The sequence below is a fragment of the Streptococcus oralis genome (assembly GCF_024399415.1).
GTDB lineage: Bacteria > Bacillota > Bacilli > Lactobacillales > Streptococcaceae > Streptococcus > Streptococcus oralis_CS.
In genome coordinates, this window is the sequence record NZ_CP029257.1 from 600714 (window position 1) to 627506 (window position 26793).

General features: G+C 41.7%; 21 protein-coding genes. 19 read left to right on the plus strand and 2 right to left on the minus strand.

Annotated features, from left to right (window positions below; translation table 11 throughout):
* Positions 1 to 128: 128 nt before the first annotated feature.
* The 4 genes from DG474_RS03025 to DG474_RS03040 all read left to right on the plus strand — a co-directional run bounded on the left by DG474_RS03025 (position 129) and on the right by DG474_RS03040 (position 7627).
* Positions 129 to 5618 (plus strand): ZmpA/ZmpB/ZmpC family metallo-endopeptidase, encoded by a 5490-nt coding sequence (locus DG474_RS03025; RefSeq protein ID WP_255778773.1) that lies wholly within the window; start codon positions 129 to 131, stop codon positions 5616 to 5618.
* Between the two features lie 151 nt (positions 5619 to 5769).
* On the plus strand, positions 5770 to 6150 hold the full coding sequence (locus DG474_RS03030) for a hypothetical protein (RefSeq protein ID WP_000439021.1): 381 nt from the start codon (positions 5770 to 5772) through the stop codon (positions 6148 to 6150).
* Positions 6151 to 6285: 135 nt separating this feature from the next.
* Complete coding sequence (locus DG474_RS03035) at positions 6286 to 6771, plus strand: hypothetical protein (RefSeq protein WP_255778774.1); 486 nt, start codon at positions 6286 to 6288, stop codon at positions 6769 to 6771.
* 163 nt (positions 6772 to 6934) lie between these two features.
* Positions 6935 to 7627 (plus strand): phosphoglycerate mutase, encoded by a 693-nt coding sequence (locus tag DG474_RS03040; RefSeq protein ID WP_000240130.1) that lies wholly within the window; start codon positions 6935 to 6937, stop codon positions 7625 to 7627.
* Positions 7628 to 7752: 125 nt separating this feature from the next.
* On the opposite strand, the gene DG474_RS03045 is transcribed toward DG474_RS03040, so the two are convergent.
* Complete coding sequence (locus tag DG474_RS03045) at positions 7753 to 8325, minus strand: TetR/AcrR family transcriptional regulator (RefSeq protein ID WP_042902697.1); 573 nt, start codon at positions 8323 to 8325, stop codon at positions 7753 to 7755.
* 141 nt (positions 8326 to 8466) lie between these two features.
* Here DG474_RS03045 and DG474_RS03050 point away from each other — a divergent pair, with 141 nt between their 5' ends.
* The 8 genes from DG474_RS03050 to DG474_RS03085 all read left to right on the plus strand — a co-directional run bounded on the left by DG474_RS03050 (position 8467) and on the right by DG474_RS03085 (position 17863).
* On the plus strand, positions 8467 to 9168 hold the full coding sequence (locus tag DG474_RS03050) for an ABC transporter ATP-binding protein (protein WP_049550459.1): 702 nt from the start codon (positions 8467 to 8469) through the stop codon (positions 9166 to 9168).
* Positions 9164 to 11869 (plus strand): FtsX-like permease family protein, encoded by a 2706-nt coding sequence (locus tag DG474_RS03055; protein WP_255778956.1) that lies wholly within the window; start codon positions 9164 to 9166, stop codon positions 11867 to 11869. Before DG474_RS03050 ends, DG474_RS03055 begins: the two co-directional genes overlap by 5 nt.
* Positions 11870 to 12013: 144 nt before the next feature.
* The gene (gene rpsO / locus DG474_RS03060; RefSeq protein ID WP_001018251.1) at positions 12014 to 12283 is read left to right on the plus strand and encodes a 30S ribosomal protein S15; all 270 of its coding nucleotides are present in this window, start codon (positions 12014 to 12016) and stop codon (positions 12281 to 12283) included.
* Between the two features lie 915 nt (positions 12284 to 13198).
* Positions 13199 to 13810, plus strand: coding sequence for a CadD family cadmium resistance transporter (locus DG474_RS03065; RefSeq protein WP_000531720.1), 612 nt, complete (start codon positions 13199 to 13201; stop codon positions 13808 to 13810).
* 546 nt (positions 13811 to 14356) lie between these two features.
* The gene (locus tag DG474_RS03070; RefSeq protein WP_255778775.1) at positions 14357 to 15403 is read left to right on the plus strand and encodes a FecCD family ABC transporter permease; all 1047 of its coding nucleotides are present in this window, start codon (positions 14357 to 14359) and stop codon (positions 15401 to 15403) included.
* Between the two features lies 1 nt (position 15404).
* Positions 15405 to 16160, plus strand: coding sequence for an ABC transporter ATP-binding protein (locus DG474_RS03075; RefSeq protein ID WP_255778776.1), 756 nt, complete (start codon positions 15405 to 15407; stop codon positions 16158 to 16160).
* Positions 16161 to 16179: 19 nt separating this feature from the next.
* On the plus strand, positions 16180 to 17190 hold the full coding sequence (locus DG474_RS03080) for an ABC transporter substrate-binding protein (protein ID WP_255778777.1): 1011 nt from the start codon (positions 16180 to 16182) through the stop codon (positions 17188 to 17190).
* A complete protein-coding gene (locus tag DG474_RS03085; protein ID WP_255778778.1) occupies positions 17171 to 17863 on the plus strand; it encodes an alpha/beta hydrolase-fold protein in 693 nt (230 codons plus the stop codon). Before DG474_RS03080 ends, DG474_RS03085 begins: the two co-directional genes overlap by 20 nt.
* Positions 17864 to 17905: 42 nt before the next feature.
* On the opposite strand, the gene DG474_RS03090 is transcribed toward DG474_RS03085, so the two are convergent.
* Positions 17906 to 18655 (minus strand): lysophospholipid acyltransferase family protein, encoded by a 750-nt coding sequence (locus tag DG474_RS03090; protein WP_042768620.1) that lies wholly within the window; start codon positions 18653 to 18655, stop codon positions 17906 to 17908.
* A 132-nt stretch (positions 18656 to 18787) separates the two neighbouring features.
* On the opposite strand from DG474_RS03090, the gene DG474_RS03095 reads away from it, so the two are divergent.
* From DG474_RS03095 to DG474_RS03125, 7 genes are all read left to right on the plus strand, one after another.
* Positions 18788 to 21124 carry a cation-translocating P-type ATPase gene (locus DG474_RS03095; protein ID WP_255778779.1) on the plus strand — a complete coding sequence of 779 codons (2337 nt, stop codon included), beginning with the start codon at positions 18788 to 18790 and terminating at the stop codon, positions 21122 to 21124.
* A 101-nt stretch (positions 21125 to 21225) separates the two neighbouring features.
* Positions 21226 to 21903, plus strand: a complete 678-nt coding sequence (locus DG474_RS03100) for a tRNA (adenine(22)-N(1))-methyltransferase (RefSeq protein WP_255778780.1) — start codon at positions 21226 to 21228, stop codon at positions 21901 to 21903.
* A complete protein-coding gene (locus DG474_RS03105) occupies positions 21890 to 22687 on the plus strand; it encodes a Nif3-like dinuclear metal center hexameric protein (protein ID WP_255778781.1) in 798 nt (265 codons plus the stop codon). Before DG474_RS03100 ends, DG474_RS03105 begins: the two co-directional genes overlap by 14 nt.
* Before the next feature lie 16 nt (positions 22688 to 22703).
* A complete protein-coding gene (locus tag DG474_RS03110; protein WP_255778782.1) occupies positions 22704 to 23807 on the plus strand; it encodes an NAD(P)/FAD-dependent oxidoreductase in 1104 nt (367 codons plus the stop codon).
* A 208-nt stretch (positions 23808 to 24015) separates the two neighbouring features.
* Entirely contained in the window at positions 24016 to 25035 is a 1020-nt protein-coding gene (gene galE, locus DG474_RS03115) for a UDP-glucose 4-epimerase GalE (protein ID WP_255778783.1), read from the plus strand.
* Positions 25019 to 25999 (plus strand): glycosyltransferase family 2 protein, encoded by a 981-nt coding sequence (locus DG474_RS03120; protein ID WP_439794571.1) that lies wholly within the window; start codon positions 25019 to 25021, stop codon positions 25997 to 25999. Before galE ends, DG474_RS03120 begins: the two co-directional genes overlap by 17 nt.
* A gap of 149 nt (positions 26000 to 26148) precedes the next feature.
* Positions 26149 to 26793 (plus strand): hypothetical protein, encoded by a 645-nt coding sequence (locus tag DG474_RS03125; RefSeq protein WP_084878704.1) that lies wholly within the window; start codon positions 26149 to 26151, stop codon positions 26791 to 26793.

Below are 26793 nucleotides of genomic sequence, written 5' to 3' on the forward strand. Positions count from 1 at the left end.
AAAATTCAAAGTATTTATTTGAGACAAGGAAGTATTTTTATAGTATAATGGTGGATGTGAAATACCTATATCAAAATATAATGCTAGTTATTTTCTTGATAGAGGTTGAATAGTTGAGAGGATTTAGAATGAAAAAGTTTTTTGGAGAGAAGCAGCATCGTTTCTCCTTACGAAAATTAGCAATTGGACTTGTGTCAGCTTCGATTTCAAGCCTATTTTTTGTGTCCATTGCTAGTAGTGGAACCGTATTTGCTCAAGAAAATGCAGCTGTTCACTACAAATATGTGACGGATACAGAGCTAAGTAGTCAAGAGAAGGACTTGATTGTAAAGGACATTCCTAAAATTGCGGAAGATAGTGAGAGCACCTATTATCTAGTCTACCGTATGGATGAGAAAGCCCAGCTAGGTCAGTTGCCCAATACAGGTGGGCAGAATAGCTTTACTAGTGTTTTAACTGGTGGAGCCTTGGCTTCGATTGGCCTCCTCATTTTTGTCGTATCGAAAAAGAAAGGCAAAAAGAAAGCTCTCTTGAATGTGATTTTGGTAACAGGGATGGGCAGCGGTTTAGCTTCTTCAGTTCAGGCTATTGAAAATCAACTTTTGCTCCAGTACAATCAAGAATACCAATTATCTCAAGGAGATAGTCTGCCATTGCCACGCGCCTTATCGGGTTATACCTATCTAGGCTATATTAAGAAAGACAAGGACTCTAGTCAGCAAGAAACTGCTGCTAGGGATCAGAAACTAGACTACACGGTTCAACCTCATTTCCAAACCAACGAAGGTGGACAAAGGGCAGGAGATGAGCAGAAAGCTCCGTCTCCTACAATCCCTTCTCAAGATTCATCCAATCAAAATCCGTCTGGTCTTGCGAGTGTGGATCCTCAGGATGAAGTCTTGGCTGGTCGCGTGAACAAACCAGAACTCCTATACAAAGACCAAGCGATTGTAACCAAACTAGACTTTTCAGAAGTGGTGCAGGAAAATCCAGAACTAACAGAAGGAACCATCCATGTCAAACAAGAAGGTCGTGCTGGAAAGAAGATTGAACTTGTTCGCATTTTCACAGTTGAAAACCAAGAAATTTCTCGGGAAGTTCTCTCAACTAAAGTAGAAGAAGCCTTGCCACGTATAGTTGAGAAAGGGACTAAGAAGGCAGTAGCTGCGAGTGAAGCACCTCAGTCTGCAAGAAAAGGAGAGCCTGAGACGCAGGCTCCATTACCAGAATATACAGGCGAGCAAGCGGGAGCGGTTGTAGCCCCAGAGACAGCTGAAAAAACAGAATATACAGGCACCCAAGCAGGAGCAGTCGTTGAACCCGAGCAAGTTGCTCCATTGCCTGAGTATCAGGGAACTCAAGCTGGTGCCATTGTTGAACCGGAAAAAGTTGTGCCAGAGGTTGGGGGCGTCCAGTCAGGGGCTTTGGTGGAACCAGAAACGACTAACAAACCAGACTATACAGGCGAGCAGTCTGGAGCAATCGTAGAACCGGAACAGGTGCCACCAACACCAGAATATACAGGAACTCAAGCGGGGGCGGTTGTAGCCCCAGAGACAACTGAAACATCAGAATATACAGGCACCCAAGCAGGAGTCATTGTGGAACCAGAGACCCAGTCTTCCCTACCAGAATATACAGGCACTCAAGCAGGAGCCATCGTTGAACCGGAACAAGTCGCTCCTCTTCCAGAATATACTGGTAATACTGAGCAAGTAAAACCGGAAGCTCCGACAGAAAAACCAAAAGAAAAAGATCCAGAAAAAACACTTGAATTAAGAAATGTTTCGGATCTGGAGTTGTATAGTCAGACCAATGGTACTTATAAACAACACGTTTCTTTAGACGGTGTCCCAAGTAATCCAGACACTTACTTTGTCAAGGTTAAATCTTCGACGTTTAAAGATATCTATCTACCAGTCGCTTCAATAACGGCAGAAATAAAAGATGGTCAGCCAGTTTATAAAATCACAGCCAAGGCTGAGAAACTCCAGCAAGAGCTAGAAAATAAATATGTCGATAATTTCACCTTCTACCTAGCTAAGAAGGCTAGAGAGGAAACGACAACCTTTACTTCCTTTAGCAACCTAGTCAAAGCTATCAACCAGAATCTCTCTGGAACCTATCATTTAGCATCTAGTTTGAATGCCAATGAAGTGGAGTTGGAGCCTGAAGCTAAATCCTACATCAAGGGCATCTTTACTGGTCAGTTGATCGGTGAAAAAGATGGCAAGCAGTATGCTATTGACAACTTGAAAAAACCACTGTTTGAAATTTTGAGTAGTGCCACAGTAGAAAAATTGAGTCTGAAAAATGTCTCTATTTCAGGTAAAGATGATATCGGTTCACTGGCCTATGAAGCCCGGAATGGCACAAAGATTAAGCAAGTTCACGTTGATGGTGTTCTCGCCGGTGAACGTGGTATCGGTGGTTTGCTGGCTAAGGCTGAGCAATCAAGTATCACAGAGAGCAGTTTCAAGGGAAGAATTATCAACACGTATGAGACGACTGCTGCCTATAATATCGGTGGTCTGGTCGGTCATTTGACAGGTGACAAGGCTTTACTTACTAAGTCAAAAGCGACAGTAGCCATTTCGTCCAACACAAATAGTTCAGATCAGACAGTGGGTGGTCTTGCAGGTCTAGTAGATCAGGATGCACAAATCCAAGATAGCTATGCTGAAGGCGATATTAACAATGCCAAGCACTTTGGTAGAGTCGCGGGAGTAGCAGGCTATTTGTGGGATCGAACTTCTAATCTAGAAAAGCATGCTGGAAGATTGACCAATGTTCTTAGTGATGTCAATGTAACCAACGGAAATGCCATTACCGGTTACCACTATAATGGAATGAAGGTGAAGGACACATTCAGCAGCAAGGCCAACAGAGTCTACAATGTCACCTTAGTCAAGGATGAGGTCGTCAGCAAGGAATCCTTTGAAGAAAGAGGAACGATGCTAGATGCTTCCCAAATCGAAAGCAAAAAAACAGCCATCAATCCTCTCACTCTACCAACAGTGGAGCCCCTCTCAACAAGTGGCAAGAAAGACAGTGATTTTTCTAAGGTGGCTCATTATCAAGCTAAGCGCGCCTTGGCTTATAAGAACATTGAAAAATTGTTATCTTTCTACAACAAGGCAACCATCGTCAAATACGGAAATCTGGTCAATGAGAACAGCCTTTTATATCAAAAAGAACTCTTGTCAGCAGTCATGATGAAGGATGACCAAGTCATCACAGACATTATTTCTAACAAACAGACTGCAAACAAACTCTTGCTTCACTACAAGGGTCATTCATCTGAGAAGCTCGATCTCAAGTACCAGGCTGATTTTGCCAAATTAGCAGAATATAGTCTAGGAGATACTGGCCTTCTCTATACGCCAAACCAATTCTTGTATGACCAAAGCTCTATCATCAAGCAAGTCTTACCAGACTTACAAAAGGTTGACTATCATTCAGAAGCCATCAGAAAGACGCTCGGTATTTCTCCAAACGTTAAGCAGACTGAGCTCTATCTAGAGGACCAGTTCGCCAAAACCAAGGAACATCTGGAAGACAGTTTGAAGAAACTCTTGTCAGCAGATGCTGGACTTGCTGGTGACAACCCAGTTACCAAGGGCTATCTTGTAGATAAAATCAAACGCAACAAGGAAGCCTTGCTACTTGGTTTGACGTATCTGGAACGGTGGTATAACTTCAGCTATGGTCAGGTAAACGTCAAAGACCTTGTTCTGTACCATCTGGACTTCTTTGGTAAGGGAAATGCTTCACCATTAGATACTCTGATCGAGTTGGGTAAATCTGGCTTTAACAACCTTCTAGCTAAGAACAACGTTGATACTTATTCTATTAGTCTAGCTAGCCATCATGGAACGACAGATTTATTTAGCACTCTAGAACATTACCGAAAAGTCTTTTTACCAAATACAAGTAACAATGACTGGTTTAAATCAGAGACTAAGGCTTACATCGTCGAAGAAAAATCCACTATCGAAGAGGTGAAAAAGAAGCAAGGACTAGCTGGCACCAAGTATTCTATCGGTGTTTATGATCGCATCACGAGTGCCACATGGAAATACCGCAATATGGTCTTGCCTCTCCTTACCTTGCCAGAGAAATCAGTATTTGTCATCTCGACCATGTCCAGCCTAGGATTTGGAGCCTATGATCGCTACCGCAATAGTGAGCATCAAGCGGGCAAGGCTCTCAATGACTTTGTTGAAGAAAATGCGCGTGAAACAGCCAAACGCCAGCGAGATCACTACGATTATTGGTATCGTATTTTAGATAATGAGGGACGTGAAAAACTCTATCGTACGATTCTCCTTTATGATGCCTATAAGTTTGGGGATGACACAACATCTGGAAAAGCTACAGTGGAGGCTAAGTTTGATAGCTCCAATCCAGCCATGAAAAACTTCTTTGGCCCAGTTGGCAATAAGGTAGTACACAATCAGCATGGAGCCTACGCAACAGGTGATGGAGTCTATTATATGTCTTACCGTATGCTGGACAAGGATGGAGCCATTACTTATACCCATGAAATGACCCATGATTCCGATCAGGATATCTACCTTGGCGGCTATGGTCGAAGAAGTGGCTTGGGACCAGAGTTCTTTGCAAAAGGTTTATTGCAAGCCCCTGACCAACCAAGTGACGCAACCATTACCATCAATTCTATCTTGAGACACTCAAAATCAGATAGTACAGAGGGATCCCGTCTGCAAGTCTTGGATCCGACAGAGAGATTCCAAAACGCAACAGATCTTCAGAACTATGTCCACAACATGTTTGATCTTATCTACATGCTGGAATACCTCGAAGGGCAATCAATCGTTAAGAAACTGAATGTTTACCAGAAAATGGCGGCTCTCAGAAAAATTGAGAACAAGTATGTAAAAGATCCAGCAGATGGAAATGAGGTTTACGCCACTAACGTAGTCAAAGAATTGACAGAAGCAGAGGCTCAAAAACTAACTAACTTTGATAGTTTGATTGACCATAACATCTTATCAGCTCGTGAGTACCAATCTGGAGACTACGAGCGAAATGGCTACTATACCATTAAACTCTTTGCCCCAATCTATTCAGCTCTCAGCAGTGAGAAAGGCACGCCAGGGGACCTTATGGGACGTCGGATCGCTTACGAACTTTTGGCTGCCAAAGGTTTTAAGGATGGTATGGTACCTTATATCTCAAATCAATACGAAGAAGCTGCCAAACAAAAAGGTCAAACTATCAATCTCTATGGGAAAGAACGAGGATTGGTGACCGATAAACTTGTATTGGACAAGGTATTTGAAGGCAAGTATGCATCTTGGGCTGCCTTTAAGAAAGCCATGTATAAAGAACGTGTGGATCAGTTTGAAAACTTGAAACAAGTGACCTTTAAAGATCCGACAAAACCATGGCCAAGCTATGGGACCAAGACCATCAATCAAGTGAGTGAATTGCAAGCCCTCATGGATCAAGCTGTTCTCAAGGATGCTGTAAGTCCTCGTTGGAGCAACTATAATCCAGAGTATGATAGTGCCGTTCATAAGTTGAAGAGAGCAATCTTTAAAGCTTATCTTGACCAAACAAACGACTTCAGAACCTCTATTTTTAAGAAATAAGGGTTGGAAAATGAAAAGGGAGGATCGACAGATCTTCTCTTTTTATGTTCGGATGTCTGAAAGCAGGTAGGCGATTTGTTTGTGACGGAGAAGGTCTTTTGTTTCTGGAGCAAATATGGTAGAATGATAGCTACGAGAGAAGGAGGTTTTTATGGAGAGAGATAGATTGGTTCGACTCAATTGGAGACTGGGCATGGTGGCAGGCATAACCTTGCTTTTGGGACCTGTCCTACGATTTTTGCTATCCTATACTGGTGCCATCATCTATAAAGATCCTTCAAAGGTGCTGGTCGTCACGGTAACCTTTTCCTTGCTCCTGACATTTTTTAAGATTTTGATGATTGCATTAGGGACCTTTATGTTAATCTATTTCGAAGAAGATCAACAACTTCGAAAGCTACCTTCTATTTTATTTATCATTGGTGGCGTGCTGGGCTTTCTTTCAGCGACCGAGTGGATAGGAGGATTTCTAATCATTAAAGGCGCTGTTTCTTTTTCTAAATTTTTGAAAGAAGTCCGTGGCCTTGTCTGATAGTCTAGTGAAACAATCCGTTTGAGGGTTGTTTTTTTATTTAAAGAATTATCTGGCAAAAGAATATGTTAGCAAAATGCTTTTTTATAAGAAAACATGATGTCATACAACTTGAAAAAATAAAAAGAGAATATTATGAAACAATCTTTCATTACATCGTATTTAACATTCTATTTAAAAGCTTCCATTGCTTTAGAGGGAGTCTTTATAAAAACTTCTAACCCTAATACTATTTTAAAAGTTATTCCACTGGGTTCTCAAAATAAAACAATTCCTGTTGATCATGTTGCAAGTGTAGATAGTTCATTTCATCTTGATTTCAAATCATTTGCTTGGGGTATCATTTTCGCTCTTATTGGCCTTTCAATGATGCAAAATTCATTTATCGGAGGATTGATATTAGCGGTTTATGGTGTATTAACAGTGCTAAGTGCTTTTCAAACTCTACTAGTTTTGCATCTTACTTCTGGTGGAACACATGTTGTCAGTGTGGTAGTATTTGAAAAAGCTAATCTTGAAAATTGCAAAGAAACAATTGAAGGTCTAATTCATAATCGTTACAATGATACTAATGTAACTAAGAATACTGATCGTTTAATTGATGCTTTAAATAACAAATAATTGCAATCGTTTCTTGATTGAATATCGCGAATTAATAATATCTAGATGAGAGGACACCGTTCTCTCTTTTTAGTTGATTTTAACTAGCTTTTTTGTGAAAAATTGTGTAAAATAGAATAGATAAACGAGGGAAACCTCGAAAAATAAAAGGAGAATCCATCTAATGGTAAAATTGGTTTTTGCTCGCCACGGTGAGTCTGAATGGAACAAAGCTAACCTTTTCACTGGTTGGGCTGATGTTGATTTGTCTGAAAAAGGTACACAACAAGCGATTGACGCTGGTAAATTGATCAAAGAAGCTGGTATCGAATTTGACCAAGCTTACACTTCAGTATTGAAACGTGCAATCAAAACAACAAACTTGGCTCTTGAAGCTTCTGACCAATTGTGGGTTCCAGTTGAAAAATCATGGCGTTTGAACGAACGTCACTACGGTGGTTTGACTGGTAAAAACAAAGCTGAAGCTGCGGAACAATTTGGTGATGAGCAAGTTCACATCTGGCGTCGTTCATACGATGTATTGCCTCCAAACATGGATCGTGATGATGAGCATTCAGCACACACTGACCGTCGTTACGCTTCACTTGACGACTCAGTTATCCCAGATGCTGAAAACTTGAAAGTGACTTTGGAACGTGCCCTTCCATTCTGGGAAGACAAAATCGCTCCAGCACTTAAAGATGGTAAAAACGTATTCGTAGGAGCTCACGGTAACTCAATCCGTGCCCTTGTAAAACACATCAAACGCTTGTCAGACGACGAAATCATGGACGTGGAAATCCCTAACTTCCCACCATTGGTATTCGAATTCGACGAAAAATTGAATGTAGTTTCTGAATACTACCTTGGAAAATAATCTATAAACAGAAAGCCTAGGAATTCCTAGGTTTTTTTGTATCTAAGTTTAAAAAAAGGCAATTTAGCTAATTGAAAAAGTATAAAATGAGAGGATATAGCTTATGAAATAGTAAGTTGTATGAATTAATCTTCTTTTGATTCGTAGCTCCAGTGTTCGTAGTTATAGGTTGATAAGATTATATCCGTGATTTCTTCCGGTTCTTCTTGAGCTCCCCCAGCAATCCAAAGAGAAATAATTCCTTCAATACTTGATAAGAAGATTTCCAAAGCGTATTTGTGAGGAATTTGGAAGTTTTCAGATAAGAAATGACGAGTCTTTTCTTTTTGATTTTCAGTTAGAATAATGCTACTTAGAAATTCACGAATTGCACCACGAAAGTCTATGTAATGACTTTGGGACAAGGCGTTAATAAGGCGTTCGTTCGAACGTAATATATAGAAGTTGGCTAACATAAACTTTCTAGGCGATTCTCTTTCTTTTTCTAAAAAAATGTAGAGCTGGGAAATAATTTCACTTTTAAAACTGTCAATCATTTGATATTTGTCTTCATAGTGTAGATAGAAAGTTCCCCTATTAATTCCTGCCCGTTTACAGAGCTTACTAATTGATATATTTTCAAATTTATCCTCTGATAGCAGCTGAATCAAAGCTTCTTTGATATCTTCCTTAGTAGTAGTTTTTCGTTTCTGAACCATTTTATCTTCCTTCTTCTTAAATCAACACTTTGTTGATTTTTGATTATTGCTTTTTGACTTAGCCCATTATATAATATTTGTGATTTAGAATCAACATCTTGTTGATTTAAGAAAACGAGCTTTGAAAAGGAGATAAACGATATGGCTTATATTGAAATGAAACACAGCTACAAGCGTTATCAGGTTGGGGATACGGAGATTGTGGCTAATCGTGATGTGAATTTTGAAATTGAAAAGGGGGAGCTGGTCATTATCCTTGGTGCTTCTGGTGCTGGAAAATCAACGGTTCTCAATCTCCTAGGAGGTATGGATACCAATGATGAGGGAGAGATTTGGATTGATGGTGCCAATATTGCCAACTATAGTTCGCACCAACGAACAAACTATCGTCGTGAAGATGTAGGCTTTGTTTTTCAATTTTACAATCTGGTCTCCAATCTGACAGCCAAGGAAAATGTGGAATTGGCCTCAGAAATCGTGACAGATGCCTTGGATCCAGAGCAGGTTTTGACAGATGTAGGGCTAGGTCATCGCCTCAATAACTTTCCAGCCCAGCTTTCTGGAGGGGAGCAACAGCGAGTCTCCATTGCACGCGCTGTAGCTAAGAATCCTAAAATTCTCCTTTGTGATGAACCGACAGGTGCCTTGGATTACCAGACAGGGAAACAAGTCTTGAAAATTCTCCAAGACATGTCTCGTCAAAAAGGAACGACGGTGATTATCGTGACCCACAATGGCGCGCTAGCCCCTATTGCAGATCGCGTGATTCATATGCGTGATGCCACGGTTAAGAGTGTGACGATTAATGAGAATCCACAGGATATCGATATATTGGAGTATTAGCATGAAAAAAACATATCGGAAAGACCTATTTCAGTCAGTGACGACTTCAAAGGGACGCTTTGTTTCTATCTTGACCTTGATGATGCTGGGTTCTTTAGCCCTAGTAGGACTCAAAGTGACTAGCCCAAACTTGGAACGCACGGCAGGGGATTATCTCCGTAAAGCCAATGCTTTGGATCTGGCAGTGATAGCTGATTATGGCTTGGACAAAGAAGATCAGGACGAACTAAAGACCCTTCAAGGAGCAAGTGTTGAGTTTGGCTATATGGCAGACCTAACCGTTGAAAATGGTGAGGAAGCAGTTCGACTTTATTCCAAACCAGAGAGCATTTCAACCTTTCAAGTGACAGAAGGGCGACTGCCAGAAGCTGGTGAGGAAATTGCCCTAGCCGACTTCTGGAAAGACCGCTATCAGATTGGGCAGACCATTACCTTTACTAAGAAAGAAGAAAAGTCCATCGTAAAATCCCAAACTTTTACAATTACTGGATTTGTTCAGTCGGGTGAGATTCTTTCTAAAGAAGATTTAGGAAGTGCTAGTAGTGGAAATGGCAACCTGACTGGCTATGGAGTAATTTTACCCAGTCAGTTTGACTCAGATGTTTATAGTATTGCGCGTGTGCGCTATGACGATTTAAAAAATCTGGATACTTTTTCATCAGACTATAAGACCAAACGAGCCCAACATCAGGAAGAGTTGCAAGACTTACTTGCTGATAATGGTCAAAAAAGATTGGCAAGTATTAAAACAAATGGGCAAAAGAGCCTGAAAGATGGGAAAGAACAGCTCCAAACTGCTGAAAGCAACCTTGAAAATGGTAAGAGTCAGTTAGAGCAGACTGAAAGTCGCTTGAAAACGCAAGAAGAACAAGCGACCGCTTTACCAGAACCGCAAAAGAGTCAAATCGAGGGACATCTGACAAAAGCTAAGGAAGAACTGGCGACTAAAAAAGAAAAACTGGCTCAGACAGAGAGTGATCTAACCAAGGAAAAAGAGAAGCTTGAACAGCGTCAGAAAGACCTTGATGAACTGGCAGAGCCGAAATACCACGTATACAATCGCCAAACCATGCCAGGTGGTCAAGGCTACCGCATGTACAGCAATTTATCAACAAGTATTCGTTCTATCGGAAATATTTTCCCCGTGGTGCTATATATGGTCGCTGCAATGGTGACCTTTACAACGATGACTCGCTTTGTAGATGAAGAACGCACCAATGCAGGCATTTTCAAGGCCTTGGGTTACCGCAACCGAGATATTGTTGCCAAGTTTGTCCTCTATGGTTTTCTTGCAGGAACTGTGGGAACCCTTATAGGAACACTTCTTGGACATTATCTTCTTGCAGGGGTGATTTCAGATGTTATAACAGCTGGGATGGTTGTTGGAAAAAGTCACGAGTATTTCTATTGGTCTTATAGTCTTATTGCCCTAGCTTTAAGTTGGGTATCCAGCGTTTTGCCGGCTTATCTGGTAGCGCGGAGGGAATTACACGATGAAGCAGCCCAACTCTTACTTCCCAAACCTCCCGTTAAGGGATCAAAGATTTTGCTGGAACGCCTGAGCTTTATTTGGAGTCGTTTGAGTTTTACTCATAAGGTTACGGCAAGAAATATCTTTCGTTATAAGCAACGGATGTTGATGACCATTTTTGGAGTTGCAGGTTCAGTTGCTCTCCTATTTGCAGGTCTTGGCATTCAGTCATCTGTGGGAGGAGTTGTCGAGCGCCAATTTGAACAAATCCAGCAATACCAGATGATTGTAGCGGAAAAGAGCAGTGCGAGTGAGCAAGAAAAAGCAGATTTAGAAACCGCCTTGCAGGCTGAATCTATCTATGCTTATCAAAAGATTTACTCTAAATCCATTGAAAAAGATTTCAAAGGAAAAGCAGGACTTCAAACCATCACTATGATGGTTACTAGTGGAGAAGACTTTAAGCCTTTTATCATATTAGAGGAAAATGGGCGAGAGGTGCAGGTCACCGATGGAGCGGTCGTGAGTCAAAAATTAGCCCAACTAGCAGGTGTTACGGTTGGAGATGAGCTAGAGCTTGATGGGAAGGAAATCAAGGTCGCGGCTATTTCTGAAAACTATGTTGGACACTTTGTTTATCTCAAACGAGCGACTTACGAACAAGTCTATGGAACTAGTCCGCAAGACAATACCTACCTAGTAAAATTAAAAGACCCAACACCTTCCAATACGGAGAAAGAAGCGGCTACTTTCATGGGAAAAGCTGCTGTTTCTGGGGTAGTCCAAAATGCAACGGCTATCCATCTCTTTGAATCTGTAGCCAATTCTCTCAATAAAACCATGGCAATCCTTGTCCTTGTTTCCGTCTTACTAGCCATTGTCATTCTTTACAATCTCACCAATATCAATGTGGAAGAACGTATCCGCGAACTTTCCACTATCAAGGTTCTCGGTTTCCACAATAAAGAAGTGACCCTCTATATCTACCGCGAGACCATAGTGCTATCCCTTGTGGGGATTGTTCTCGGTTTGGTAGCAGGCTACTATTTACATCAATTTTTGATACAAATGATTTCACCTGCCACCATACTCTTTTATCCTCAGGTCAGCTGGGAAGTCTATGCGCTTCCAATCGTCGCAGTGACGGTGATTTTGACTTTACTAGGTCTCTTTGTCAATCACCACTTGAGAAAGGTGGATATGCTTGAAGCCCTGAAATCAGTAGAGTAATTCAAGGTTTTAAACAGTAAATCAGTTGACAAAGTCTCTGCTTCTTGGTAGAATAAGAATTGTCGTAAAGACAAATAACTTCTTCTTGGTTACAGGCATGCCAACCTGTCACTCGGATGAAGCCAAATAAAAAGGAGAAACATCATGGCAATCTCAAAAGAGAAAAAAAATGAAATCATCGCACAATATGCACGTCACGAAGGTGATACAGGTTCAGTAGAGGTTCAAGTTGCTGTCCTTACTTGGGAAATCAACCACCTTAACGAACACATCAAACAACACAAAAAAGACCACGCTACTTACCGTGGATTGATGAAGAAAATCGGTCGCCGTCGTAACTTGCTTGCATACTTGCGTAAAAACGACGTTAACCGTTACCGTGAGTTAATCAACTCTCTTGGACTTCGTCGTTAATCTTGCGTCTAAAACGTTTCTATACTTCGTTGCCTTCGCCTCGATGTACCATCAGTACAATCTTCGGCTTGTCGCCTAGTCTATAAACGTTTTATCCAGCAAGAATCAAGCTCTCTGATTTCAGAGGGCTTTTTATGTTGTCACCTTATCTCGATATACTCAAGTATAATCTTTGGTTACGGTTCCTAGCACTGTAAGGTAAAATAAACCAGATCATCTCCCTTCGGGGAGATTTTTTTGTTTTACTAAAAATTTTGTACAATCTTCGGCTTGCCGCTTAGTCTATAAACGTTTAATCCAGCAAGAATTATGATGCTAAGGGCGCCAAAAATCCGTATGAAAATAGGGAAAGGACACAGTGTTCGATGAACACAAGGAGTTTTATCTTTTTCACTAGGATTTTAGCCCGAGCTCAAATCAGCTCTCTGACTTCAGCGAGCTTTTTTATTGAGGTTTTATCGGTCACAATTTTGGAGACTACAAAAACAATGATCTTGGCTGTTGCAGCTCCAACATTGTTTTATCGGTCACAATTTTGGAGACTACAAAAACCACTAGCGAAGATTCTTGCTTCTTCTGCGTGTTTTATCGGTCACAATTTTGGAGACTACAAAAACCTCAAATGGTATCAGCTAATTACACCATAAAGGTGCGCAGCTACTCGGCTTGAAAAGTCGAGTAGCTGTCTGCAAGCCCCCTCGGAGAGCCCACACTTTACGAAGTAAAGTATAGTATGTTATACTTTACATGGAAGTAGTCACCGAATTTCAGTTAGAAATTACTTTGTAACTACGTTTTGAGGAGGAGTAAAATGCTTTCCTACGTTCGACATTACCCACTAGCGATAGCAAAATTAATGTGTCTGTGCTCTCCTAAAATCTGCTGATTTATTACTAACTAATACAGGAGGCTTTTATGGGACAGACAATCATATCTGCTATTGGTGTTTATATTTCCACCAGTATCGATTATTTAATTATTTTAATTATTTTATTTGCACAGCTATCACAGAATAAACAGAAATGGCATATTTATGCGGGGCAATATCTAGGCACAGGCTTACTTGTAGGGGCGAGTTTAGTTGCTGCTTATGTCGTTAATTTCGTGCCTGAAGCATGGATGGTTGGATTGCTTGGTTTAATCCCTATCTATTTAGGGATTCGCTTTGCAATTGTTGGAGAAGGTGAGGAAGAAGAGGAAGAAATTATTGAAAGATTAGAACAAAGCAAGGCAAATCAACTGTTTTGGACAGTTACATTGCTGACAATTGCGTCTGGCGGAGATAATTTAGGTATCTATATACCTTATTTTGCTTCGTTAGATTGGTCACAGACCCTCGTGGCGTTGCTTGTGTTTGTAATCGGCATAATTATCTTTTGCGAGATTAGTCGGATGTTATCCTCTATTCCGTTAATATTCGAGACAATTGAAAAATACGAGCGAATCATTGTGCCCATAGTATTCATTCTACTTGGACTATACATCATGTATGAAAATGGCACGATAGAGACTTTTCTGATCGTGTAGATTTTTTTGTTTCACTAGGATTTTAGCCCGGGCTCAAATCAAGCTCTCTGATTTCAGAGGGCTTTTTATGTTGTCACCTTACCTCGATATACTCAAGTATAATCTTCGGTTACGGTTCCTAGCACTGTAAGGTAAAATAAACCAGATCATCTCCCTTCGGGGAGATTTTTTTATTTTCACTAGTTTTATAGTACAATCTTCGGCTTGTCGCCTAGTCTATAAACGTTTTATCCAGCAAGAAACAGGAGATGCTAAGGGCCTTAAAAATCCGTATGAAAATAGGGAAAGGATACCGTGTTCGATGAACATAAGGAGTTTCATCTTTTTCACTAGGATTTTAGCCCGGGCTCAAATCAGCTCTCTAATTTTAGAGGGCTTTTTATGTTGTCACTTTACCTCGATATACCCAAGTATAATCTTCGGTTACGATTATTAGCACTGTAAGACCAACTATATTTATTTTTCTCATCTTGTTCCATTGTTGAAAATATGGTATACTTTTTATGAGAATTTTCTAAATTTTTAATTTTGTCTAAGGAGGTTTTCATGCTTTCCAAATTTTCTGGAAGCCGACAGAACGTACAATTTGTGTTACTTTTAGGTGTTTTGCTAAGTGTTTTAGGAATTTCACTTTTTCTAGCTGTTTCTATGGGGTCCGTAGCGATTGACTTAGGAGATACCTATCGGATAATTTTGAGCAGATTGGGATTTCCTCTTGAGATAGGAGAGGTTTCCAAGTCTACTCTTGCCATTGTATGGAACATGAGATTCCCCCGAGTATTATTAGGTCTGATAGTAGGGGCTGGTCTTTCTATGTGTGGTAGCGTGATGCAGTCTACAGTGAACAATCCCATCGCAGAGCCTTATGTCTTAGGAATTTCTGCGGGTGCAACTCTAGGAGCAACCTTAAGCATCATTCTTGGTTTAAAATTGGTGATTAGCCTTGGAGCTTTCCTTGGAGCTATTTTGGCAACAATCGCTGTCCTTATCATTGCCTCTATGCAGGGAAGGATGACGACTTCTAGTCTGATCTTATCAGGAACGGTGGTCAATGCTCTCTTTCTGGCATTTTCCAACTTTATTATCTCAGTTGGCGCTAATGCGGACAGTGTGATGACCATTAAGTTTTGGACCATGGGCTCGCTTGCAGGGACTACTTGGTCTGACTTAGTCCTGCCAACTATAGTAGTAGGATTGGCCTTTCTATTTTTCGCTACCCAGTATCGTGTTTTTAATGCGATGATGATGGGAGATGAGGCTGCTTTAACTTTGGGAATTCCCTTACGCTTCTATTGGTATCTTTACGTGACCGTGGTGGCTGTGCTGACAGCTGTCTTGGTGGCTACTTGTGGGATTATTGGATTTGTCGGTCTCATTACTCCTCACTTAGCTCGAGGATTAGTAGGAACGAATTACAGGAGACTTTTTCCTGTTGCGACCTTGCTGGGTGCCCTCTTTGTCATCTGGGCAGATGTACTCTCTCGTGTCATCATTCCAAACGCTGAGTTGCCGATTGGTATTTTCACAGCCTTAGTAGGTGCTCCCTTCTTTATCTACATTGTTGGAGGTAGGCGAAGGGAGGTGAGGACCTGATATGGACTTGATTTGTCAGGATGTCCACTTTGGACTAGGAGAGAAAAAAATTCTCAAAGGAGTTTCTCTTAAGGTTGAAGGGCATCAATTTCATACGATACTAGGACCAAATGGAAGTGGAAAAACCAGCCTGCTTAAACTCCTCTATCGTCAAGAAAAAGCGGACAAAGGCTTGATAAGCCTAGATGGAAAGCCGCTGGAGTATTGGTCACTTAAAGAAACGGCTAAGCAGATGGCAGTTGTAACCCAGTTTAATCAATTGCAGTTTGATTGTACAGTTGAGGAAATCGTCTTGCTAGGAAGAACTCCCCACCTCTCTTTTCTACAGAAGGAAAAGGAAAGGGATTATGCCCTCGTTCAAGATGCTCTTGTCAAGGTGGATATGCTCGAGAAGAAAACTCGTCTCTATTCGTCTCTGTCAGGGGGGGAGAAACAACGAGTCTTGTTAGCACGCGCCTTAGCGCAAGAACCGACTCTCTTGCTCCTGGACGAACCAACCAATCACCTGGATATCAAGTACCAGTTAGACTTGTTGGCCATTGTGAAGAATCTCAAGGTCAATGTTTTAGCTGTCCTACATGATATTCAACTTGCTTGTCGCTATTCGGATTATCTCTATCTGATGAAAGAGGGAGAAATCCTTTACCAAGGGACTCCAAAGGAGACCATCACCCCTGAGTCATTGCAAACTGTATATGGAGTTCAAAGTCAGGTGACTTGGACTGAGGATCAGCAAGCCATGATTCACTATTTATAAGAAAGAAAAGGAAAACAAAATGAAAAAAACACTCAGTATTTTACTCGTAACAGTAGCTACCCTAACCATGGCAGCTTGTGGTAACACTACTACAGAAAAAGCTACCACACAGTCTAGTACAGAAACAAGTCAAAAGGCAAGTGCAGAGACGACTTATCCGTTAACGGTCAAGACCTATGATGCTAAAGGGAATGAAGTCGAACAAGTTTTTGAGAAGGCACCTGAAAAAGTTATCACCAACAATCTGTCAACCACTGAAATCTTATTGGAGTTAGGCTTGAAGGATAAAATTGCTGGTATGCTCAACCCAGACAATGCCTTAACAGGTAAATACAAGGACGCGATTGCAACGATTCCTCAAATTGGGGACAAAAAAACAGTCTCACAAGAGACAGTCCTTTCTTATGAGCCAGATGCTGTGATGGGTCGAAACATGATGTTTTCTGAAAAATCCTTGGGGACAGTTAGCACTTGGAATGAAAACAAAATCCCAGTCTATACGCAAAAAGCTTCTCTCTCAACGATTCAGCAAGATTTGGGGAATATTGTAGAAGATGTCAAAAATCTTGGAATGATTTTCAATGTTCAGGACAAGGCCAATGAATACGCAGCCCAATTACAAGCTAAAATTGACGCTGTTAAGAAAGCAAACCCAGCAAGTCAAGGTGAAAAGAAAAAGGCTTTGATTATGGTTGCTTATAATGACGAAACCTTTGGTGCTTACAAGTCTGCTTTGCAAGAGAGCCTGCTAAATCAACTTGGTTATACAAATGTTGCAACGGGAACATCAGGCTTGACCTTGGAAAATCTCGTGTCAATGGATCCTGAGTTGATTATCTATGTAACCAGTGACCGCAATAAAAAATTGGATGCTAACGCAGTAGAGTTGATGAAGGCAAATGAAGTTTTGGAAAATGTTCCTGCTATTAAGAATCAAAAAATCATGACTATTTCTTACGATGAGTTGATGGATTATGGTCCAGCAGTGATTGATTCCCTTGAGAAAATCAATGACTTTATCAATAAATAATGAGTTTGATTGGGAAGGGATCCAAGTCAAGGTCAGTCTTCCTTCGACCTATGACCCCAATCAAACCTATCCAGCTATTCTCTTGAATGATGGAAACTTGGATTTTCTATCTTCCCTTTCTGAATCTGTGATTTTAGTGGGCTTGACCTCTAAAAATCGCCTAGACGATTACACTCCATGGAAGGCAGCTGCTCTGAGAGATGGGGCTCCAGATTTTGGCGGTCAGGCAAATACCTATCATAGTCATTTATTTGGAGGTCTTTTAGACAAGTTGCAGTCACTTTATCGTCTGGACAAAAATCGCCTTGCTTATGGAGGATACTCACTAGGTGGTTTGGCGGCTGTATACAGTCTTTTCCGTTTTGATAAGGTCTCTTGTATCTTCTCTATCTGCGGTTCCTTTTGGTATCCTGATTTTACGACTTATTGCAAGGATGAAAATGTGAGAAATCTAGATTGTTTGCTGTATTTACAGAATGGTCAAACAGAAGGAGCCCATCATACCAATCGCTTGGCTCAAGCACCAGTCTATGCTGAGCAGATTCATACCAGTCTTCAGAAACACTATCCGACTAGTCAGTTTGTCTTTGATCCCTATGGGCATCATGAGCAAGTGGCTGAACGATTCCTAGCCTTTTCCAACTGGTTGGCCCAAAAATGGAAAATCGAATAAAAGAAATATCCCTTGGTTTTTACCAAGGGATAATTGTATTTCTTAACCAAGAGACTCTCTCTTCTTATCTGGATTCCAGATAAAGCTTGCGATGAAGGTAAAGATAATCGTTAGGATACCAACAATCACAGCAAGGAAGAGGGCAGGGATGCGGACAAACCACCAGAGTGGATTTGGTTTTTTATCATTGTGCCACTGCTTGGTTTCTTCGTCCAAACGTTGGAATTCTGCTTGGATACGGTCTGCAACCATTTCAATCCCTTCATCATTCATTTTCTTGATGTCTGAGATATCGATAGGATTCCCAAAGTTCATATCCACACGTTCACGGCTGACCAATCCCTTCAAGGTCATGGGACCTGTGTAGGTGACAGGCATGATACGGACCTTGGCCATTTTGGCAATCAAGGCAACTCCACCCTTGACATCATTTGAGTGACGGCTCCCACTTGGGAACATGATGAGAGAGCGGTCGCTTTTTTTGAGGACGTTGATAGGGTACTTGATGGCAGAGGCGTTAGGTTTTTCCCGGTCGATAGGAAAGGCGCCACACATACGGATCCACCAGCCAAAGATGCGGTTGTTAAACAGCTCTTTTTTAGCCATAAAGATGAACTGTTTTGGCTTGGTTGCAAAGGCCATGTAAACAGGATCCCACCAGGTACGATGAGGTGCTACGAGGATATAGTTTTCATCTTGACTAGGGATTTTATCAGTATTGTAATAGTGGGCATTGCCATTGATGGACCACAAGATCAGCATGACTAGTCCACGTAAATAAGTATAAAACATGAGATCTCCTTCGATTGTATTGCTTTTATTATTATACCTTATCAAAAGACTGCTGGCAAACTTTTTCAGTTGACAGTGGACAGTTTTAGATTTGATTAGAATTCTTTTAAAAAAAATGATATGATAGAATTTATGGATAAAAATAAGATTATGGGATTAACCCAAAGAGAAGTCAAGGAAAGACAGGCTCAAGGTTTGGTCAATGACTTTACCGCATCAGCCAGTACCAGTACTTGGCAAATCATCAAACGAAATGTTTTTACACTTTTTAACGCATTAAACTTTGTTATTGCCCTAGCGCTTGCCTTTGTGCAGGCTTGGAGCAATCTGGTCTTCTTTGCCGTTATTTGCTTTAACGCTTTTTCTGGGATTGTGACCGAGCTGCGAGCCAAACACATGGTGGACAAGCTCAATCTCATGACCAAGGAAAAGGTCAAAACCATTCGTGATGGTCAAGAAGTCGCTCTCAATCCTGAAGAATTGGTTCTAGGAGATGTCATTCGTTTGTCTGCGGGAGAGCAGATTCCTAGTGATGCTCTGGTTCTGGAAGGATTCGCAGAAGTCAATGAAGCTATGTTGACGGGTGAGAGTGATTTGGTGCAAAAAGAAGTGGATGCCTTGCTTTTATCAGGGAGTTTCCTAGCCAGTGGCGCAGTTTTGGCTCAAGTTCACCATGTCGGGGCAGAAAACTATGCTTCCAAACTCATGCTGGAAGCCAAGACCGTTAAACCCATCAACTCTCGTATCATGAAATCGCTAGACAAGCTAGCTGGTTTTACTGGGAAGATTATCATTCCCTTTGGTCTGGCCCTCTTGCTAGAAGCCTTGCTTTTAAAAGGCTTGCACCTCAAGTCATCCGTTGTAAATTCGTCGACAGCACTTTTGGGTATGTTGCCTAAGGGAATCGCCCTTTTGACCATCACTTCGCTCTTGACTGCAGTGATTAAGCTAGGCTTGAAAAAGGTTTTGGTTCAGGAGATGTACTCTGTTGAGACCTTGGCGCGCGTGGATATGCTCTGTTTGGACAAGACGGGAACCATCACCCAAGGAAAGATGCAGGTGGAGGCTGTTCTTCCTTTGACCGAAGAGTATGGTGAGCATGCGATTGCCAGCATTCTGACTAGCTATATCGCTCATAGTGAGGATAAAAATCCTACAGCTCAAGCCATTCGCCAGCGTTTCCAAGGAAAGGTTGCCTACCCTATGCTTTCCAATCTTCCCTTCTCTAGCGACCGCAAGTGGGGAGCTATGGAGTTAGAAGGGCTAGGGACAGTTTTCTTAGGTGCGCCTGAGATGTTGTTGGACTCTGAAGTCCCAGAAGCTAGAGAGGCCTTGGAGAGAGGCTCGCGTGTTTTGGTCTTGGCCCTCAGTCAGGAAAAACTAGATCATCACAAACCACAGAAACCGTCTGACATTCAAGCCCTGGCCCTGCTGGAAATCTTGGATCCGATTCGAGAAGGAGCAGCTGAGACACTAGACTATCTTCGTTCCCAGGAAGTGGGACTCAAGATTATCTCTGGTGACAATCCCGTTACAGTTTCCAGCATTGCCCAGAAGGCTGGCTTTGCAGACTATCACAGCTATGTAGATTGCTCAAAAATCACAGATGAGGAATTGATTGCCATGGCTGAAGAGACTGCGATTTTCGGACGTGTTTCCCCTCATCAAAAGAAACTCATCATCCAAACGCTGAAAAAAGCAGGGCATACAACAGCAATGACAGGGGACGGTGTCAATGATATTCTGGCCCTTCGTGAAGCAGACTGCTCTATCGTGATGGCTGAGGGAGATCCTGCGACTCGTCAGATTGCCAATCTGGTTCTCTTGAACTCAGACTTTAATGATGTTCCTGAGATTCTCTTTGAAGGTCGTCGTGTGGTTAATAACATCGCCCATATCGCACCTATTTTCTTGATTAAGACCATCTATTCCTTCTTGCTTGCAGTCATCTGTATTGCCAGTGTTCTTCTAGGACGGTCTGAGTGGATTTTGATTTTTCCTTTCATTCCGATTCAGATTACCATGATTGACCAGTTCGTGGAAGGTTTCCCACCATTCGTTCTGACTTTTGAGCGAAATATCAAGCCTGTTGAGCCAAATTTCCTCAGAAGATCCATGCTACGTGCCCTACCAAGTGCCCTTATGGTCGTCTGCAGCGTTCTTTTTGTGAAAATATTTGGGGCTAGCCAAGGTTGGTCAGAGTTAGAAATCTCAACCCTACTTTATTATCTCCTTGGGTCTATCGGTTTCTTATCCGTATTTAGAGCCTGCATGCCATTTACCCTCTGGCGTGTCCTCTTGATTGTTTGGTCAGTAGGAGGCTTCCTAGCCACAGCTCTCTATCCAAGGATTCAAAAACTGCTTGAAATATCAACCTTAACTGGACAAACACTGCCTGTTTATGGAGCCATGATGCTGGTCTTTACTGTGATATTTATCTTAACCAGTCGTTATCAAGCTAGAAAATAAAGAAAGGCTGCAATCTGTGGATTGCGGCCTTTTTAGGTGCAAGATTGCTAGCCGAAATATGGTATAATAAGAGGTAATAGAGTTTTGGAAAGTGAGAGAAGATGATTTCAAAGAGATTAGAATTGGTGGCGTCCTTTGTGCCACAGGGGGCCGTTTTACTAGATGTGGGAAGTGACCATGCTTATCTGCCCATCGAGTTAGTTGAGAGAGGCCAAATCAAAAGCGCCATTGCAGGGGAAGTGGTGGAAGGTCCTTACCAGTCTGCGGTTAAAAATGTTGAGGCTCACGGTCTAAAGGAGAAAATCCAAGTCCGTTTAGCCAATGGCTTAGCGGCATTTGAAGAGGAAGACCAAGTATCGGCCATCACCATTGCTGGTATGGGTGGCCGTTTGATTGCGACCATATTGGAAGAAGGCTTGGGCAAGCTAGCTAATGTAGAGCGTTTGATCCTCCAACCCAATAATCGTGAAGACGACTTGCGTATCTGGTTGCAAGATCACGATTTTCAGATCGTGGCAGAAAGCATCCTAGAAGAAGCTGGCAAATTCTACGAGATTTTGGTGGTGGAAGCGGGACAAATGAAGTTATCAGCCAGTGACCTTCGCTTTGGTCCTTTCTTGTCCAAAGAGATCAGTCCAGTCTTTGTTCAAAAGTGGCAAAAAGAAGCAACTAAGCTAGAATTTGCCCTCAGTCAAATCCCAGAAAAAAATCTAGCAGAACGTCAAGTTCTAGCTCATAAAATTCAAGCCATCAAGGAGGTACTCCATGCTAGCAAGTGAAGTGATTAAACGTTATGAAGCCTTTTGTCCGCAAGAATTTTCTATGGAGGGGGACAGTCGTGGTCTGCAAATCGGGACTCTAGACAAGGATATCCAAAAAGTCATGGTTACCCTCGATATTCGTGAAGAGACAGTGGCAGAAGCTATTGAAAAGGGTGTAGATTTGATTATCGTTAAGCACGCGCCGATTTTCCGTCCCATCAAGGACTTGGTAGCCAGCCGTCCGCAAAATCAGATTTACATCGACCTTATCAAGCATGACATCGCCGTTTATGTCAGTCATACTAATATTGACATCGTTGAGAATGGCCTCAATGACTGGTTCTGCCAGATGCTAGGTATTGAGGAAACGACCTATCTGCAGGAAACAGGCCCAGGACGTGGGATTGGGCGGATTGGAAATATTCAAACTCAGACATTTGGGGAATTGGCCCAGCATGTCAAGCAAGTCTTTGGTCTTGATAGTCTTCGCATGGTCCATTATCAAGAGAGTGATTTGAAGAAGGAAATTTCAAGAGTAGCCATCTGTGGTGGTAGTGGTCAATCTTTCTATAAGGATGCTTTAGTAAAGGGAGCAGATATCTATATTACTGGTGATATCTACTACCACACAGCTCAGGATATGCTGTCTGATGGCTTGTTGGCGCTGGACCCGGGCCACTATATCGAAATTCTTTTTGTGGAAAAAATTGCTGCACTCCTTACTCAATGGAAGGAAGAAAAGGGCTGGACTATTGATATTGTACCTAGTCAAGCATCGACCAATCCTTTCCACCATATCTAGTTAGAAAGTGAAGACAATGAAAAAAGTTGCCATTATCGGAGCAGGGATTGTAGGGGCAACAGCTGCCTACTACCTTTCTAAAGAAAGTGATCTAGAGGTGACCGTTTTTGACCATGGACAAGGTCAGGCTACCAAGGCAGCAGCGGGAATTATCAGTCCTTGGTTTTCCAAACGTCGTAATAAAGCCTGGTACAAGATGGCGCGCTTGGGAGCTGACTTTTATGTGGATTTGTTGGCTGATTTAGAAAAGTCAGGACAGGAAATCGACTTTTACCAGCGTTCGGGAGTTTTTCTCTTGAAAAAGGATGAATCCAAGTTAGAAGAACTCTATGAACTAGCACTCCAGCGTAGGGAAGAATCTCCCTTGATAGGTCAATTAGCTATTCTAGACCAAGCGTCTGCAAATGAATTATTCCCTGGCTTGCAGGGATTCGACCGCCTGCTCTATGCTTCTGGTGGAGCGAGAGTAGATGGCCAACTCTTAGTGACTCGTTTGCTAAAAGCTAGTCAAGTCAAGCTGGTCAAAGAAAAAGTGAGTCTGACACCTTTAGCATCCGGCTATCAGATTGGTGAAGAGGTGTTTGATCAGGTTATTTTGGCAACAGGAGCTTGGTTGAGGGACATTTTGGAGCCTTTAGGATATGAGGTAGATGTTCGTCCCCAAAAGGGGCAACTCCGAGATTATCAGCTTGCCCAAGACATGGAATCATACCCTGTTGTCATGCCAGAAGGGGAGTGGGATTTGATCCCTTTTGCAGGTGAGAAATTGTCCTTGGGTGCTACCCATGAAAATGATATGGGATATGACTTGACGGTAGATGAAACCTTGCTCCAACAAATGGAGGAGGCAGCCTTACCCCACTATCCAGCCTTGGAAGAAGCGAAATCATCAGGTGAGCGTGTGGGAATCCGTGCCTACACCAGTGATTTCTCCCCATTTTTTGGGCAAGTGCCAGGATTGGCAGGTGTCTATGCGGCTAGCGGTCTAGGTTCATCAGGCCTCACAACGGGCCCGATCATCGGGTATCATCTAGCTCAGCTGGTCCAAGACAAGGAGTTGACCTTGGACCCTGAAAATTATCCCATTGCAAACTATGTCAAACGAGTAAAAAGCGAATAATACTCAATGAAAATCAAAGAACAAACTAGGAAGCTAGCCGAAGGCTGTACTTGAGTACGGTAAGGCGACGCTGACGTGGTTTGAATTTGATTTTCGAAGAGTATAAGCATTTTACTGAAATTTTAGCAGGCAGTTTAGGATGTCAAATGACATTCCCTATCAAAAATGATAAAATAAGAAAAAATAATCCGAGAATCGAGGAAAAAAGATGCAAGAAAAGATTTTGGTAACTGGTGGTGCCGGATTTATCGGAACCCACACTGTTATTGAGTTGATCCAAGCAGGTCATCAAGTCGTTGTGGTGGATAATCTTGTTAATAGTAACAGAAAAAGTTTAGAAGTTGTTGAGAGAATTACAGGAGTTGAAGTACCTTTCTATGAGGCAGATATCCGTGACACAGATACCCTCAGAGATATTTTCAAGCAAGAAGAGCCGACTGGTGTCATTCACTTTGCCGGTTTGAAGGCTGTTGGTGAATCAACACGTATCCCTCTTGCCTACTATGACAATAATATCGCTGGAACTGTCAGCCTTTTGAAAGCTATGGAAGAAAACAACTGTAAGAACATCATCTTCAGTTCTTCTGCGACAGTTTACGGAGACCCTCATACAGTTCCAATCTTAGAAGATTTCCCACTTTCAGTGACCAACCCTTACGGTCGTACCAAGCTCATGCTAGAGGAAATTTTGACCGATATCTACAAGGCTGACTCAGAATGGAATGTGGTCTTGCTTCGTTACTTTAACCCAATCGGAGCGCATGAAAGTGGAGACCTAGGAGAAAATCCAAACGGAATTCCAAACAATCTCTTGCCTTATGTTTCACAAGTAGCAGTTGGCAAACTAGAACAAGTACAAGTTTTTGGAGATGATTACGATACAGAAGATGGAACTGGGGTTCGTGACTATATCCACGTTGTCGATTTAGCCAAAGGTCACGTCGCAGCTCTACAAAAGATCCAAAAAGGTTCAGGCCTTAATATTTACAACCTTGGAACAGGTAAAGGCTATTCAGTTCTTGAAATTATCCAAAACATGGAAAAAGCAGTGGGTCGTCCTATTCCTTACCGCATCGTAGAACGTCGCCCAGGTGATATCGCCGCATGCTACTCAGACCCGGCAAAAGCCAAAGCAGAACTGGGCTGGGAAGCAGAACTCGACATCACCCAAATGTGTGAAGACGCATGGCGTTGGCAAAGCAAGCATCCAAATGGATTTGAAGACTAAGATGATGATTTCAATCATTGTCCCTTGTTTAAACGAAGAGGAAGTACTTCCTCTTTTTTATCAGTCTGTGGAAGCTCTGATTCCTGATTTGGGAGCAGAGGTCGAATATGTCTTTGTAGACGATGGCTCAAGCGATGGAACCCTGCAGCTTTTGAAGACCTATCGGGAGCAAAATCCTGCGGTCCGTTATGTCTCATTCTCACGAAATTTTGGGAAAGAGGCAGCCTTATACGCAGGCTTGCAGCATGCAATTGGAGACTTGGTGGTCGTGATGGATGCAGACCTTCAGGATCCTCCTAGTATGCTACTTGAGATGAAAGCCTTACTAGACCAAAATGCAGATATAGACTGTGTTGGGACACGGAGAACTAGTCGGGAGGGGGAACCCTTTTTCCGCAGTTTCTGTGCTGACCTCTTTTACCGCCTCATGCAAAAAATTAGCCCAGTGGCCTTGCCCTCAGGTGTCCGTGATTTTCGCATGATGAGAAGGTCTGTGGTAGATGCTATTTTAGCCTTGACCGAGTCCAATCGTTTTTCTAAGGGCCTCTTTGCTTGGGTTGGTTTCCGAACGCACTATCTTGACTATCCAAATGTCGAAAGACAGGCTGGCAAGACCAGTTGGAGTTTTAGGCAGCTCTTTTTCTACTCGATTGAAGGGATTCTTAACTTTTCAGATTTTCCCTTGAGTATAGCCTTTGTAGCGGGACTCTTATCTTGTTTTCTTTCTTTTGTGATGACAGTTTTTGTAGTGTTTCGGACTCTTATCTTGGGAAATCCGACATCTGGTTGGACCTCTTTGATGGCTGTCATTCTTTTTCTTGGAGGGATTCAACTCCTGACCATTGGAATTCTAGGCAAGTATATCAGTAAGATTTATCTAGAGACCAAAAAAAGACCACTCTATCTCGTCAAAGAAAAAAGTGATGATAGGCCCCCGAAAAAAGATAGAATTTATCTAACATAGTCACTTTTTGTTGTTTATAATTCTTTTAGTTCGGAGTTTGGGTGATTTTTAAAAGAATTAGGGATTTGAAATGATTTAAAGAATCTATGCAGACGAAATTTACTGCAATTGTAGTGAGTTAATAAATAAAAATTTAGGAGGATTATTTTATGCTAAGTAAAGAGGATTATACTGAAGAAATCGGGCTAATAAAGAAACAAAATTATGTAGAGGCTGAATTGTATCCTATAGTTGCTGATATAATTAAGCCAACTTTAAAAGATAGTTTATCAAAAAGATATGTCTTCGGAAGACAAAGAAGTGATTTGGGACAAATTTATTATGGTCTAAGTAATTTTCCTGATATAGTTATTTTAGATAAGACTTATGAAAACAAATCTAGGAAAAGTATAAAAATTGAAGAATGGAAGAAACTTCGAGGATGCGTGGAAGTTAAGAATTTAAATCATCTTTTAATTACAGAGGAAGAAATCAAATCAACCATATCGAACAGTTTTGAACATATAACTGGAGAGATGGGACAACTTATTGGAGACCTTTTATGGTATAAAAAAGTAATTTATACAAATGGAATTGAATGGAGATTTCTAAGTTTAGATGACAAGGAAGAGATAGATAACACAATTGTTGAAGTGGTTAACAAAAGAATAGAAACAGAAGAGGCGGGAAATTCTTTTGATTGGTGGAAGAATATTAAAGATTTATCGTTCAATTATACGGATATATGTTTATCTAAAGATTGTATACAGGAGTGGGACGAATTTGTAAAGAAAGTAACGGAAATAGAATGGTAG